This is a genomic window from Blastococcus sp. CT_GayMR20 (assembly GCF_004570345.1).
Genome location: NZ_SPQM01000065.1, coordinates 1 through 14,439, shown reverse-complemented (window position 1 = coordinate 14,439; position 14,439 = coordinate 1). Strand labels below are relative to the sequence as shown.

Annotated in this window: 13 protein-coding genes and 1 tRNA gene; 5 read left to right on the top strand and 9 right to left on the bottom strand. The window is 71.4% G+C overall.

What is annotated here, in order from left to right; all coding sequences use genetic code 11:
- Positions 1–60 precede the first annotated feature (60 nt).
- Positions 61–1,476: a pyruvate kinase gene (gene pyk / locus E4P40_RS15400; RefSeq protein WP_135159414.1), complete on the top strand. Its 1,416-nt coding sequence runs from the start codon at positions 61–63 to the stop codon at positions 1,474–1,476.
- Positions 1,473–2,351 carry an acyl-CoA thioesterase II gene (locus E4P40_RS15395; protein ID WP_245160369.1) on the top strand — a complete coding sequence of 293 codons (879 nt, stop codon included), beginning with the start codon at positions 1,473–1,475 and terminating at the stop codon, positions 2,349–2,351. Before pyk ends, E4P40_RS15395 begins: the two co-directional genes overlap by 4 nt.
- On the opposite strand, the gene E4P40_RS15390 is transcribed toward E4P40_RS15395, so the two are convergent.
- Positions 2,329–4,119, bottom strand: a complete 1,791-nt coding sequence (locus E4P40_RS15390; protein WP_245160368.1) for a pyridoxal-dependent decarboxylase — start codon at positions 4,117–4,119, stop codon at positions 2,329–2,331. The genes E4P40_RS15395 and E4P40_RS15390 overlap by 23 nt on opposite strands.
- A 198-nt stretch (positions 4,120–4,317) precedes the next feature.
- A tRNA-Leu gene (locus E4P40_RS15385) sits at positions 4,318–4,391 on the bottom strand.
- A gap of 76 nt (positions 4,392–4,467) precedes the next feature.
- Between E4P40_RS15385 and E4P40_RS15380 the strand changes: the two genes are divergently transcribed.
- Positions 4,468–5,067 (top strand): response regulator, encoded by a 600-nt coding sequence (locus E4P40_RS15380; protein WP_135159413.1) that lies wholly within the window; start codon positions 4,468–4,470, stop codon positions 5,065–5,067.
- A gap of 282 nt (positions 5,068–5,349) precedes the next feature.
- Positions 5,350–6,690: an ABC transporter substrate-binding protein gene (locus E4P40_RS15375; RefSeq protein WP_135159412.1), complete on the top strand. Its 1,341-nt coding sequence runs from the start codon at positions 5,350–5,352 to the stop codon at positions 6,688–6,690.
- Positions 6,691–6,813: 123 nt separating this feature from the next.
- Here the strand turns inward: E4P40_RS15375 and E4P40_RS15370 are convergent, their stop codons facing one another.
- Genes E4P40_RS15370 through E4P40_RS15355 form a run of 4 tightly spaced genes read right to left on the bottom strand, consistent with a single transcriptional unit; the run spans position 6,814 to position 11,076 of the window.
- The gene (locus E4P40_RS15370; protein WP_209305354.1) at positions 6,814–7,671 is read right to left on the bottom strand and encodes an ABC transporter ATP-binding protein; all 858 of its coding nucleotides are present in this window, start codon (positions 7,669–7,671) and stop codon (positions 6,814–6,816) included.
- Entirely contained in the window at positions 7,668–8,720 is a 1,053-nt protein-coding gene (locus E4P40_RS15365; protein WP_135159411.1) for an ABC transporter ATP-binding protein, read from the bottom strand. The genes E4P40_RS15370 and E4P40_RS15365 overlap by 4 nt, the downstream gene beginning before the upstream one ends.
- Positions 8,710–9,708 carry a branched-chain amino acid ABC transporter permease gene (locus tag E4P40_RS15360; protein ID WP_135159410.1) on the bottom strand — a complete coding sequence of 333 codons (999 nt, stop codon included), beginning with the start codon at positions 9,706–9,708 and terminating at the stop codon, positions 8,710–8,712. Before E4P40_RS15360 ends, E4P40_RS15365 begins: the two co-directional genes overlap by 11 nt.
- A gap of 3 nt (positions 9,709–9,711) precedes the next feature.
- The gene (locus tag E4P40_RS15355; protein ID WP_245160367.1) at positions 9,712–11,076 is read right to left on the bottom strand and encodes a carboxypeptidase regulatory-like domain-containing protein; all 1,365 of its coding nucleotides are present in this window, start codon (positions 11,074–11,076) and stop codon (positions 9,712–9,714) included.
- A gap of 188 nt (positions 11,077–11,264) precedes the next feature.
- Between E4P40_RS15355 and E4P40_RS15350 the strand changes: the two genes are divergently transcribed.
- A complete protein-coding gene (locus E4P40_RS15350; protein WP_167762251.1) occupies positions 11,265–11,912 on the top strand; it encodes a GNAT family N-acetyltransferase in 648 nt (215 codons plus the stop codon).
- Between the two features lie 12 nt (positions 11,913–11,924).
- Here E4P40_RS15350 and E4P40_RS15345 read toward each other — a convergent pair whose 3' ends face one another.
- The 3 genes from E4P40_RS15345 to E4P40_RS15335 form a co-directional block, all read right to left on the bottom strand.
- Positions 11,925–12,329 carry a PaaI family thioesterase gene (locus E4P40_RS15345; RefSeq protein WP_135159408.1) on the bottom strand — a complete coding sequence of 135 codons (405 nt, stop codon included), beginning with the start codon at positions 12,327–12,329 and terminating at the stop codon, positions 11,925–11,927.
- A 40-nt stretch (positions 12,330–12,369) separates the two neighbouring features.
- Positions 12,370–13,041, bottom strand: a complete 672-nt coding sequence (locus E4P40_RS15340; RefSeq protein ID WP_135159407.1) for a GntR family transcriptional regulator — start codon at positions 13,039–13,041, stop codon at positions 12,370–12,372.
- Positions 13,042–13,216: 175 nt separating this feature from the next.
- The coding region (locus tag E4P40_RS15335) for an MFS transporter (RefSeq protein WP_209305353.1) at positions 13,217–14,439 on the bottom strand (1,223 nt) is incomplete at its 5' end.

The following is a 14,439-nucleotide window of genomic DNA, read 5'->3' as shown; positions in this document are numbered from 1 at the left end:
TGCGTGGCCGGTGCCGGGTCCCCGCGGTGAGATGGGCGCCACCCCACTAGCGTTGACGGCATGTCCCGCCGCGCCAAGATCGTCTGCACCCTCGGACCCGCGACCAGCTCGCTGGAGCAGATCACCGCTCTCGTCGAGGCGGGGATGGACGTCGCCCGGCTGAACTTCAGCCACGGGGCGCACGAGCACCACGCGACCTCCTACCGGCTCGTCCGCGAGGCGTCGGACTCGACCGGTCACGCGGTGGCCGTGCTCGCCGACCTGCAGGGTCCCAAGATCCGGCTGGGCACCTTCACCGACGGTCCGGTCCAGTGGCCGACCGGCAGCCAGGTCTGCATCACCGTGGAGGACGTGCCGGGCACCGCCGAGCGGGTCTCCACGACCTACAGGAACCTCTCCGACGACGTCCGGATCGGCGACCGCCTGCTGGTGGACGACGGCAAGCTCGCCCTCACCGTGGTCCGCGTCGAGGGCCCGGACGTCTTCTGCCTGGTCGTCGAGGGCGGCGAGGTCTCCAACAACAAGGGTCTGTCCCTGCCCGGCGTCGCGGTGAGCGTGCCGCCGCTGTCGGACAAGGACGAGGAGGACCTCCGGTTCGCGCTGCGGCTCGGGGCGGACTTCATCGCGCTGTCCTTCGTCCGGCACCCCGAGGACGCCCAGCTGGTGCGCGACATCATGCGGCAGGAGGACATCTCCGTCCCCGTGATCGCCAAGCTCGAGAAGCCCGAGGCGGTCGAGAACCTCGAGGCGATCGTCGAGGCCTTCGACGGCATCATGGTCGCCCGCGGCGACCTCGGCGTGGAGCTCGCGCTGGAGCAGGTCCCTCTGGTGCAGAAGAGGGCGATCCAGGCCGCCCGCGAGCGCAACAAGCCGGTCATCGTCGCCACCCAGATGCTCGAGTCGATGATCCAGAACTCGCGGCCCACCCGCGCCGAGGCCTCCGACGTCGCCAACGCCGTCCTCGATGGCGCCGACGCGGTGATGCTGTCGGGGGAGACGTCGGTGGGCGCCCACCCGATCGGCGCCGTCCGGACGATGGAACGGATCATCGACGCCGTCGAGAGCGACACGATGGCCGTGCCGGACGTCGTGCGCCGCTCGCGCTCCCGCTCCGGCGCGATCGTGCGGGCGGCGAAGGACGTCAGCGAGGCGCTGGACGTCAAGGCGCTGGCCACGTTCACGCAGACCGGTGAGACCGCGCGCCGGCTGGCCGCCATCCACCCCCGTCAGCCGCTGCTGGCCTTCACGGTCGACGCCCGGGTGCGCAGCCAGCTGGCCCTCTCCTGGGGCGTCGAGACGTTCCTGGTGCCGTCGGTCGAGCACACCGACGACATGGTGGCCCAGGTGGACTTCTCGCTGCTGTCCATCGGCCGGCTCAAGGTCGGCGACCGCGTCGTCGTCGTCGCCGGCAGCCCGCCCAACACCGTCGGCTCCACCAACCTCATCCGCGTGCACGAAGTGGGCACCGACTCGTGAGCGACCGCGCCGGCGAGAGCCAGGCGGCGGCGCTGATGGCCATCCTGGACCTCGAGGAGCGGGACGAGGACGTCTTCGTCGGGCAGACCCCGAGCACCGAGCGGCAGCGGATCTTCGGCGGTCAGGTGGCCGGCCAGGCGCTCGTGGCGGCCGGGCGCACGGTTCCCGCCGACCGCGGCGTGCATTCGCTGCACTCCTACTTCCTCCGCCCCGGCGACCCGTTCGCCGAGATCCGCTACGCCGTGGACCGCATCCGCGACGGCCGGTCGTTCACCACCCGCCGGGTCGTCGCGTGGCAGGAGCGCAAGGGCGAGGACGTCGCCATCTTCGCCCTGACCGCGGACTTCCACGCCGGGGAGAAGGCCCTCGCCCAGCACTGCCTGCCGATGCCGGACGTCGCCCGGCCCGAGGGCCTGCCGGGGACGGCGGAGATCGCGGCGCGGCACGGCGAGCGCGCGGCCTGGATGGACGCCATGGGGCGGGCCGTCGAGCAGCGCTTCCTCGAGGACCCGTACGACACGCCTCCCAAGTCACCGCCGGACACCAAGTCCTGGACGTGGTTCCGGGTGGCCGGGGAACTCGGCGACGACGCGTTCGTGCACTCGGCGGCCCTGACGTTCGTCAGTGACCTGACGCTCCTGTCCGCCGGCTTCGCCCGGCTCGGCGGCGGCTGGTCGGACTTCGACGGGGCGAGCCTCGACCACGCCGTCTGGTTCCACCAGCCCGTGCGGGCCGACGACTGGATGCTCTACGAGACCGACAGCCCCGCAGCCTCCTACGGCCGGGCGCTGTGCTTCGGCAACATCTGGTCCGCCGACGGCACGCACGTCGCCACGGTGGCCCAGGAGGGCCTCATCCGTTCCCCGCGGGACTGACCGAGTCGGTCTCGTCGAGCACCAGCGCCGTCTCCTCGACTGCCGAGACGTCGTCGTCGTCGCCCTGCGCCTCGACGCGGCGGGCGGACTCCTCGACCGTCGGGCCGTCCGTCGCGATCGCGTCGGTCTCGTCCAGGGCGAGGGCGGTCTCGTCGTCCGCCGGGAGGTCGTCGGACGGGGACTCCACGGCCTCCTGCTGAGCCGCTTCGGCGCGGGCCGCTGCCTCTGCGGCCTCCCGTGCCTCCCGCTCGGCGTCGGCGCGGGCCCGTTCCGCCGCCCGGGCTGCGGCCTGCTCGGCGGCCGCAGCCGCGAAGTCGGCCGCCAGCCAGTCGTGCCCCTCCCGCAGCAGCGTCCAGACCCGCTCGACGTGCTCACGGGTCGTGGCGGGGGAGCCGACGGCCACTCGGAGGACCGTCCGGTCGCCCACGGTCGTGTGGGTCAGGAACACCTCGCCGCCGTCGTTGAGCCGCTCGAGCAGGGTCATCGTCGCGACGTCCGCGTCGACCTCCGCCGGCCAGCGCGGGCGCAGGCAGACCAGGGACAGCGGGTGCGGCGCCACGACGTCGAACCGCTCGTCCGCGGCGGCCCAGCCGGCCAGCTCCTGAGCCAGGGCGACGTGGGAGCGGATGTGGGCCCGCAGTCCCTCGGCGCCGTACCAGCGGAGGACGAACCAGAGCTTGAGGGCCCGGAAGCGCCGGCCGAGGGGGATCTGCCAGTCGCGGAAGTCCACGACGGCGCCGGCGTCCGTGGCGGCGTTGCGGAGGTACTCCGGCAGGATCGCCAGGGCGCCGGTCAGTGCGGCTCGGTCGGCGACGTAGAAGAGCGTGGCGTCGAAGCCGGTGAGCAGCCACTTGTGCGCGTCGGTGGTGTAGCTGTCGGCCCACGCCACCCCGTCCTGGAGGCCGCGCAGCTCGGGCACGATGCCGCTCACGCCCGCGTAGGCGGCGTCGACGTGCAGCCAGACGTCGTACTTCTGGCAGATCGGCCCCAGTTCCGCGAGCGGGTCCACGGCCGTCGTGGACGTCGTCCCCACGGTCGCGCAGACGAGGACCGGGGTGTAGCCCCGGGCGACGTCCCGCTCGAGCCGGGCGGCCAGGGCTGCCGGGCGCATGGCGAGGTCGCCGTCGACCTCCACGATGCGGACGGCGTCACTGCCCAGGCCGGCGATGCGGACGGCCTTCTCCATCGACGAGTGGGTCTCCGCGGAGACGTAGACCGTGGCGCGGTCGGGGTCGACGCCCTGTCGGACGGTGGCGCCCTTGCTGGACCGGTGCAGCGCGGCCAGGAGGGCGACCAGGTTGGCCCCGGAGCTGGAGTCCTGCACGACGCCGCCGCCGGCGCCCGTGGAGCGGAACGAGGCGGGCAGGTCCAGCAGGTCGGCCAGCCAGTCCAGGACGTGCTGCTCGAGCTCGGTGGCGGCCGGGCTGGTCACCCACGACATACCCTGCACCCCCAGGCCGGCGGAGACCAGGTCGCCCAGCACCGATGGGCCGGAGGTGTTGGCCGGGAAGTAGCCGAAGAAGCGGGGATGCTGCCAGTGCGTCGTCCCGGGGAGAACCACCCGGTCGAGGTCGGCGAGGACGGCGGAGAACGGCTCGCCCTGCTCCGGCGCGGTGGCCGGGAGACCGGCGCGCACCTCGCCCGGCGCGACCTGGGAACGCACCGGGAAGGACCCGATCCGCGACCAGTAGTCGGCGATCCAGTCGACGACCTCGTGGCCGTGCTGCCGGAACTGCTCGGGAGTCATGTGCGGAACAGGCTCGGTCACAGGAGCCACCGTATTGGGTGACCGGGAGAGGGAACTCCGGCGGAGCCGGGTGGACCCGTCGTGGAGGCCCGGAGGGTCTCCCGGCGGGGACACGGGAGGGGCTGTGCGCAGCGGGGAACGGCTCCTGGCCGCGGTGCGGTCCGGAGGACCGCAATGTTGTGGCGGCGGTCGTCGTCCGGAGGACGACAAGTTGTGCGGTGCCCCCGGTGCGACTCGAACGCACACTGCGCGGGTTTTGAATCCGCTCCCTCTGCCGATTGGGGTACGGGGGCGCGCCGGGGCGGCCCGGCTGCCCGAGCAGCCTAGCGGTGGAGTGCGGAGGCCCTGACGTCGCTAGGCTCCCGTCCCGTGAGCAGCGAGACGATCCGGGTCCTCATCGCCGAGGACGAGGCGCTCATCCGCCTCGACCTCAAGGAAATGCTCGAGGAGGAGGGGTACTCCGTCGTCGCCGAGGTCGGGGACGGGCAGCAGGCCCTCGACAGGGCGCGCGAGCTGACCCCTGATCTGGTCATCCTCGACATCCAGATGCCGGTGCTGGACGGGCTGTCCGCCGCCGAGCAGATCGCCTCGGCGCGGATCGCCCCGGTCATCGTCCTGACCGCGTTCAGCCAGCGCGAGCTCGTGGAGCGAGCCCGGGACGCCGGGGCGATGGCCTACCTGGTGAAGCCGTTCTCCAAGAACGACCTGGTGCCGGCGATCGAGGTCGCGCGGGCCCGGTTCGCCGAGATGGCCGCCCTGGACGGCGAGGTGCGGACCCTCGAGGAGCGCCTGGAGACGCGCAAGGTGGTGGAGCAGGCCAAGGGCCGGCTGATGGAGCAGCGGGGCATCACCGAGGCGGAGGCGTTCCGCTGGATCCAGCGGACGGCGATGAACCAGCGCACCTCCATGAAGGCGCTCGCGCAGTCGATCCTGGAGCCGGGGACCGCGAGCGAGGGTTCACCCGCCTGAGCGTTCCTGCCGTAGCCCCACGTCGCGCCGCTGCGGTCGCGACGACGTCGTGACCGCCGGGCCCCGCGGGGCCGGGAGCTGCGCTTTTCCCATGCGCGGGGCATCTTCTGGGGCTGTCCGGGCCGCCGGGAGAGCAGGTCACGACCTCATCACAGTGACTGCTGACGCAGGTGCAAGTGATCGTGGGGGAGCTACGTTCACCGCACCTATCGGGCGTCCGAGCGGCCGGTTCGCCAGCGGACCGGTTCGGGCGCACAGCACGATGACACTGGGAGTTGCTTGATGCGCACTCGCACCACGGCACGCGGCATCGCCGCGGCAGGTGCTGCCCTTCTCGCCCTCACCGCCTGCGGCGGCGGCGACGACGGCGGTGGGGACACCGCCGCGGAGGGTGGCAGCGAAGAGAAGCAGGTCAACGTCTACGGCAGTGACGGCAACATGGGCAACGCCCTCGGTGAGGACTTCACCGAGGACGGCGCACTGGACGGGATGAAGGGCACCACGCCGCTCACCGAGCTCAGTGGCGACTTCCGCGACCGGCTGCTCGAGGCCGACCCCGACCTCCAGGACTTCAACTACGCAGGTGAGACCTACGACGCCGTCGTGATCTCCGCCCTTGCGGCGCAGATGGCCGGCACGAACGACGCCAACGTCTTCAAGGCCTACGTCAACGGCGTGACCTTCGGCGGCGACAAGTGCGAGGACTTCGCGGCCTGCCTGGAGATCGTCAACAGCGGTGGGAACCCCGACTACGACGGGTTCTCCGGTCCGCTGGCGTTCACGGACCCCGGGGAGCCGGCGGTCGGCAGCTACGGGCTGCTCGAGTTCGGTCCCGACAACGCCCTCGAGGACGACACCGAGTTCGTCATCGCGGGCGAGGAGGAGAACGCAGCGACCGACGAGGGTCCGAACGACGGCACCGCGGCCGCTCCCAACGCGACCGGCGAGCCGCTCGTGATCGGCTACCTGCTGCCGCTGACCGGTAACCTCGCCTTCCTCGGCCCCCCGGAGATCGCGGGCTTCGACCTGGCGATCGCCGACATCAACGCCGCCGGTGGCGTCCTGGGCGCCCCGGTCCGTCCCGAGGGCTCCGACTCGGGTGACACTTCCACCGACACCGCGACGCAGTCCGTCGACCGTCTCCTGCAGGCCGGCGTCAACGTCATCGTCGGTGCGGCGTCCTCCGGCGTCAGCCAGACCGTCATCGACACCATCACCGGTGCCGGCGTCATGCAGATCTCCCCGGCCAACACCTCGGACATCTTCACGACGTACAACGACAACGGGCTGTACTTCCGCACCGCGCCGCCGGACGTTCTCCAGGGACAGGCCCTGGCGGACGTGATCCTCGCCGACGGGAACAACACCGTGGGCATCCTCGCCCTCAACGACCCGTACGGCACCGGACTCGCGGACGTGATCTACGAGAACCTGCTGGCCGGCGGACTGAGCGAGGAGGACGTCCCCGAGCCGATCATCTACGACCCGCAGGCGGCGAACTTCGACGCCGAGGTGCAGCAGATGGTCGACCTCAACCCCGACGCGATCGTCGTCATCGGGTTCGAGGAGTCCTCGAAGATCATCCAGAGCCTCAACGCCGAGGGCATCGGTCCCCAGCGCTGACGCTCGGCCGGGTCGACCGACCCGGTAGCACCGCCCAGCAGTGGCCCGGCACCGGAAGGTGCCGGGCCACTCTGCTGTCCGGGGCGGAGGAGATCGCGCCCGGGTGGAACGGGCGGAACGGGGCTAGCGGGCCTTGGCCAGGGTCCCCAGGTACAGCTCGACGACCTTCGGGTCGTGCATGAGCGACTCGCCGGTCGCGGTGTAGGCGTTGCGGCCCTGGTCGAGGACGTAGCCGCGGTCGCAGATCTGCAGGCACCGGCGCGCGTTCTGCTCGACCATGATGATCGAGACGCCGGTGGCGTTGATCCGCCGGCAGCGGATGAAGACCTCGTCCTGGTAGGCGGGGGAGAGGCCGGCCGACGGCTCGTCGAGCAGCAGTACCGACGGGTCCATCATCAGGGCTCGGCCCATCGCGACCATCTGCCGCTCACCGCCGGACAGCGATCCCGCCTTGCCCTTGCGGCGCTCCCCGAGCAGCGGGAACAGGTCGACGACGTAGTCGAACCGGTCCTTGAACGTCTTCGGTCGCAGGTACACGCCCATCTGCATGTTCTCCTCGATGGTGAGCGAGGGGAACACGTTGTTGTTCTGGGGCACGTACCCGACGCCCAGGGACACCAGGCGGTGCGCCGGCGCCGAGGTGATGTCCTCGCCGCGCAGGGTGACTCCGCCGGAGCGGACGGGGATCAGCCCGAACAGGGCCTTGAGCAGCGTCGACTTGCCGGCGCCGTTGGGTCCGATGATGCCGACGAGCTCGCCGTCCTGGAGGTAGAAGTCGCAGCCCCGGAGGATGTTCACGCCCGGCACGTAGCCGGCCACCAGGTCGTCGGCGCGGACGAGGGCACCCTCCGCCAGGCGGACGTGCTCCTCGCGGGTGGCGGCCTTCTCGGCCGGTGACAGCTCGGCGGTGGACGACGCGGCCTCGTCGGCACGCGTGACGTCCTCCCCGGTCTCGTCCACCTCGAACAGCGGGTCGCTCATCGGTCGGTGTCCTTCTGCTCGACGGACTCGGAGGCGAGGACCTCGCCGGTGGTGCCTTCCTCGGCCGCGATGGCCTGCTCGGCCTGGGCGAGGACCCGGTCCTCCTCCTCGACGGTGAGCGGCGCGTCGTGGTGGGCGCCCAGGTAGGCGTCGACCACGGCCTGGTTCTGGCTGATCGACTCCGGCGGGCCTTCGGCGATGATGCGGCCGGCGGCCATCACCACCACCCAGTCGCTGATGTCACGGACGACGTCCATGTCGTGCTCGACGAAGATCACCGTCATGCCCTGCTCGCGCAGGTCCTTGACGTGGCCGAGCAGGCTCTGGGTCAGGGCGGGGTTCACGCCGGCCATAGGCTCGTCGAGCATGACGACCTGCGGGTCGCTCATGAGCGCGCGCGCCATCTCCAGCAGCTTGCGCTGACCACCGGACAGGGTGCCGGCGAAGTCGTCCTTCTTGGTGTCCAGCTTGAACCGCTGGAGGAGGTCCATGGCCTTCTCGGTGTTGGCCTTCTCCTGGGCCTTCCATACGCCCGGTACGAGCGCGCGGAAGAACCCCTCGCCGCGCTGCCCCTGGGCCCCGAGCAGCATGTTCTGCAGCACGGTGAGCCGGGACAGCGCCTTGGTCAGCTGGAACGTGCGGACGACGCCCAGCCGGGCGACCTGGTGCGGGGAGAGCTTGCCCAGGGACCTGCCGTCGAAGGACCAGGTGCCGGTGTCGGGCTGGTCGAATCCCGTCAGCAGGTTGAACAGCGTGGTCTTGCCGGCCCCGTTCGGGCCGATCAGTCCGGTGATCCCGCCGCGCTGCACCTCGAGGTGATCGACCGAGACGGCGGTCAGGCCGCCGAAGGTCCGCGTGACCCCGTCGACGACGATCGCCGGGTCCGGCTTGGCGACGCCGACCTCCCAGGGCAGGTCGCGCAGAGCCGCCTGGGCGAGCCGCTGCGGCGTGTCGCCGCTGCGGAAACCGCCGGCCTCGCCCGGGTGGTAGCCGTGGGGGGTGCCTGCACCGGACGCCGTGGCGCCGGTGGGTGTCGGGTCAGCGGGCATCGAGCATCACCTCTCGTCGGTCGCCGAAGATGCCCTGTGGTCGGAACACCATCAAGAGGATGAGGCCGAGACCCACGAGCACGAATCGGATCTGGGCCACGTCGGTCGCCGTCAGGAGCCCCTCGGGGATGATCCCGTTGCTGATCAGGGTACGGAGCAGGGTGTCGGCGAACTGGATGATGAACAACAGCAGCATCGAACCGATCACCGGTCCGAGCACCCGCGCCGCACCGCCGAGGATGAGCGCCGCGTAGGCCAGGAAGGTGTTGGCGTTCTGGTACTGGTCGGGGATGGCCGAACCGGTGCCCACCGCGTAGACCATGCCGCCGACAGCTCCGATCACGCCACCGAGCACGAGGGCCTGCATCTTGTAGACGTAGACGTTCTTGCCCAGCGCCCGGACGGCGTCCTCGTCCTCCCGGATGGACCGCACGACCCGGCCCCACGGTGCGCGCATCAGGGCCCAGATGAGCAGGCAGAACAGCGCCACCAGGGTCCAGCCGACGAGCGCCACCCACAGCTCGGACCCGGACCACGTGGTGCCGAGGATGTTGTAGCGCCGGCTGGTCTCCCAGGGCGCCAGGCGGATGAAGCCGCCGTTGAAGGCCGCCAGCCCACGGGTGCCGCCGGTCACCGGCGTGGAGTCCACGGACCGGAACAACAGCCGTAACCCCTCGGCCGCGGCGATCGTGGCGATGGCGAGGTAGTCCGCACGCAGCCGCAGGGTCGGGAGACCGAGCAGCAGGGCGAGCACGATCGCCGCGACGAGCCCGATGACGACGCCGAGCCAGAACGGCAGACCCCACTGGGTGACCGACACCGCGATGCCGAAGGCGCCGAGCATCGCGAAGGCGATCTGCCCGAACTGGAGCAGCCCGGTGTACCCGAACTGCACGTTGATACCGATCGCCAGCAGGGCGAAGAAGATGGCCTGGAAGCCCAGGCCGGCCTTGAGCGCGGTGGTCAGCGCGTCGAGCAGCTCTCCCATGGCTCAGCCGATCCGTGCGCGGCTGCCCAGGATCCCCTGGGGCCGGATGACGAGGATGACGATCAAGAGCAGCAGCCCTCCGACGTACTTGACGTCGCTGGCGATGACCAGCGTCGACATCTGCACGAACACACCGACGACCAGGCTGCCCACGAGGGCGCCGTAGGCGGTCCCGAGCCCACCGAGGGTGACGCCCGCGAACATCAGCAGGAGCAGCCGGAAGCCCATGTCCCACTGCACCTGGTCGGACAGGCCGAGCAGCACACCGCCGAGGGCGGCCAGCGAGCCGCCGAGCATCCAGACCACGAGGATCACCCGGTTGACGTCGATGCCGGACGACGCGGCGAGGTCCCGGTTGTCGGCGACCGCGCGCATCGCCTTGCCGATCTTGGTCCGCTGGAGCATGACGGCGACGAGGACCAGGACGACGACGCAGATGATGATCGTGAAGAGGTCGGCGTTCGTCATGCGGAACAGGCCGTAGTCGACCGAGCGCCCGGTCTGGTAGTCCACGTAGGGGTTGGACCGGCCGCCGTAGACGATCTGGATCAGGTAGCGGAGCAGCAGCGAGAGGCCGATCGAGACGACCAGCGCCGCGATCAGTCCGGTCCCGCGCTTGCGCAGCGGCCGCCACAGGCCGAGCTCGTTGAGCGCGCCGACGGCGGCACCCACGATCATCGCGACCACGGCGGCCGCGATCAGGGGCACGCCGCCGTCGACGTTGATGAACCAGGCGACGACGGCACCGATCGTGACCAGCTCGCCGTGCGCGAAGTTGGTCAGCCCGGTCGTGCCGTAGATCAGCGACAGGCCGACGGCGCAGATCGCGATCAGCAGTCCGAAGCGCAGGCCGTCGACGAACAGCTGGATGGCGCGGACGCCGCCCGCGCCGGAGCCGCGGCTGCCGTCCTCGAGGCCGAGGTTCACCGGCTGGCGCCGTCCCTCGGCGACCGTGACCGTCCGGCTCGGCTCGCCGCTGAGGGTGACACCCTCGGGCAGGTCGTCGGGGTTGATCTCCACCGTGTACTCGCCGGGGCCGGGCAGGTCCACCGACCAGCGGCCGTCCTCGTCGCTCTTGACCTCGGCGATCTCCTCGCCGTCAGAGGTGCTGACGGTGACCTCGACGCCCTCGATCGGGCCGCTGCGGCTCGTCTGCAGGGTGCCGGCCACGGCTTCCCCCTCCGCCGAGGCGACGCCCGGCACGAGGACGGTGAAGACCATGGCGAGTGCGGCGAGCAGGAGGGCGAGGGCGAGGGGGCGCCGGGCGCCCTGCAGTCGCCGGCTCCAACCGGTGCCGATCTGCCTGCGCGGACCCCCCGGGCCCGGGCGGTGCCCGTCCCGGCGGACGCGGCCTGGCGCGTGCGTCACTCGACCTCCCTGGCGATGGTTGAGGAGGAACGCTAACGCAGTTGTGTTGCGTTGCCGTCTCTCCGGGCTGACCTGTGACCTTTCCGGGACACGCCATCGTGGTAACAGTCTGTGCACGCTCGGCGCGTCGCCGTGATCAGAGCTGTTCAGGGGTGCAGTCTCGCCCCACCGTCCAGGGGAGGGCTCCTGTGTCAGGAACCGGTTCACGGTCCCGCGTCGTCACGCGCACCGCGCGTCCCGACGACCTGCCCGCCGTGCTGTCACTCGTCCGGCAGCACCGCGCGGATGCGCATGCCGAGGACGTCCTCACCGGGCACACCCGGCTGAACGCGGCGGCCTCCGGCTTCCGCCGCCTCCTCGAGGACCCGGGGCACCGCGTCGTCCTCGCCGTCCTGCCGGGCCCGTCCGCCCCGGGCGGGGGAGCGCGGGGGGAGGTGGCCGTGGGGCTCGCCGTCCTCGGGCTCGACCCGCTGTCCCTGGTGCTGGGCAATCCGCAGGTCACGGTCGACACCTTCGTCGTCCACCGGGAGCACCGGCGCTGCGGGACGGGCGCGCGACTGCTCGCCGCGGCGGCCGGCTATGCGCAGGAGAACGGCGCCGCGCACGTGGTGGCAGCCGTCGGCGGGCACGAGGCGGAGCGGCAGCGCTTCTTCGCCAGGATGGGCTTCGCCCCGCTCTCCACCCGCCGCATCGTGGCGCTCGACTCGCTCGTGCGCTCGCTCGCGGCCTGGCAGCGCAGCGGCCTGCCGGTGCCCGCACCGCGGCGGGCGCTGGCCCGCCGCCGCCCGAACATCCGGCCGGTGCCGTCGGTGGCGGCGCTGGTCGCCGAAGGCTGACCGGCCACCGGTTCAGGCCGGCACGATCATGCAGGTCAGCCGAGCGCTCGCGGTCTGCCGCCCCTGGTCGTCGCTGACCTCGATGAGGAAGGTCGCGAGGGTCCGTCCCCGCTTGACCGGGGTGCAGACGGCGGTTATGACGCCCGCTGTCGCCGACCGCAGGTAGCTCACGTTCAGCTCGACTCCGACCGCCAGCTTCTCCGGCCCGACGGTGAGCGCGGCCGCCATCGAGCCGATCGTCTCCGCGAGGGTGCACGTCGCGCCGCCGTGCAGCAGGCCGAAAGGCTGCTCGTTGCCCGCGACCGGCATGGTGGCGACGAGTCGGTCCGGGTTCCAGTCGGTGATGACGACGCCGACCTTGTCGTCGAGCGGGCTCAGCGTGTCCTGGCGCAGCCAGTCGGGGGGAGGGTGAGGCACCCCCGAACGTTAACCACCCACCCTTCGCCGCTCGTAACGGCTACTCCTCCTCCCACAGCCGGAGCCGGATGTCGCGAGCCGTCGTGAAGTGCTGGCTCGCGATCGCGGCGGCACGTTCCGGATCACGCTCGGAGATCGCCAGGACCAACGCCGCGTGCTCATCCATCGCCACCTCGTCCCTCCCCGGGAAGGCGAGCGTGGTGACGGGGTAGCGACCGAGGTGCATGTCGAGCCGCTCCAGCAGGTCGATGAGCGACTCGTTGTGGCTGGCATGCCAGATCGTGCGGTGGAAGTCCCGGTTCCGTTCGACGAGTGCGTTGACGACGTCCCTGTCGGCCCGTCGGTACTGCTCCTCGGCCCGTCGCATGGCTATCAGATCGAGGGCGGTGTGCCTCTCCGCCGCTACCGCCGCCACCTTGCTCTCCAGCACGATGCGGGCCTCGTAGATGTCGATGATCTCCGCGGGGCTGCTCTCGCGGACCACCAGGCCCCGTTCCGTGCGCTGGGCCAAGCCGTCCTGCTCCAGCCGCGTGAGGGCCTCCCGGATGGGAGTGCGGCTGACCTGGCACCAATCGGCGAGGACGTTCTCGACCAGCTGCTCTCCGGGCAGCAGCTCGCCCGACATGATGGCCTGCTTCAGTCGCTCGTACGGGCTGGCTCGACGGATTGCGGGCGGCTTCCTGGGGCGGCTCTCTAGCCACGAATCAGACATGCGCGCTCCAGGGCTGGGCACTGTGACAGGGGAGAAGACGCGTTGTTACGTTCCCGTTATACCCTGCCGCGTTCACGCCAGGGGGACGAGAAGCCGGCCCACATCCCGACGAGTGAGGCGTTGCAGATGCGACGCGCTCGCTGCCACGCCGGTCGCCCCGGCGGTGTCGTGCGGCTCACCTCCACCGCTTCCGGAATCTGAGCACGGGCAGCAGCAGACCCACGCCGACCACCCCCAGCGCCGCCGTGACGCCGGCAACCTGGAGGAAGCCGGCCACCGCCAGCGGTGAGCCGAACATTGCCGCCGACCGGACGGTGCCGGTCAGGGCGATGGTCTGCCCGCGCTCCTCCGGGTGCACCGACTCGCTGGCGACGGCTGATCCCAGCGTCTGCAGTACTCCCGATCCCAGACCGCTGATCAGCAGGCAGGCTGCCGCGCTGGTGACCCAGGGGGAGGCAACCCCGAGGAGCCCCACGCCCGCGCCCACAGCGAGGCAGCTGAGCACGAGGGCGCGTGGAGAGTCGCCCAGTCGCACGCGCGTCAGGGCGGCGGTCGAGGTCGTGTTGGCGGCGCTCGCCAGCGCCACCAGGACCCCGACCACGCCCGCCGTATGCCCTGCCTCTCCCAGGACGGCCGGCATGTAGGACCCCAGCAGGCCCTGCCACGCCCCCGCGACGCCCGCGGCGACGCAGCCCGTCACCACCAGAGGGCGGCGCCGCAGCGGTGATCGGGCCGACGACCCTGGGGGTGCGAAGGGACGCAGGCGGCGCATCGTCAGGGACAGGACCGTCGCTGCCCCGCCGAGCGCAGCTCCCGACAGGAGCGCGAGGTCCGTCGACGCCTCCAGGAGGAATCCGGCAGCGACGGGTCCGAGGAGCAGACCGATGTTGGCCATGGTGAAGTTGCGAGCCAGGTTCTTCGTGACGAAACGATCGTCCCTCACCACGTGGGCCTGCATGCCGGTCCAGAAGCAGGCCCGCGAGAAACCCTGAGCCGCCTGTGCGAGAACGAACAGGGCGATGTGGGTCGACGGCATCACTGCGAAGAAGGACAGCGCCAGCAGCAGGCTCGCCAGAGTGATCAGGAGGCGGTCGGGAAAGCGTCGCAGGGCCGCTCCCAGGCCCAGCCGCACCAGGATCTGGGCGACGGCGGAGACCGCGGTCAGGACGCCGACCTGCGCCAGCGAGTAGCCGGCATCCACCGCCAGCAGCGGCAGCGCGATGGAGCTGGCTCCGAGGCCGGTCGCGTAGACGACCGTCGTCACGTCCACGCGCCAGGACCACGACCGGTCACCGTGCGCCATGCGGGCAGCTCTCTGTTCCACGCTTCGGGTGCGGACCGCCCGGCCGACGCCGCTGTGCGGGACGGGTGATCCGGCCGGCCCGGCGGCCGCGCCCC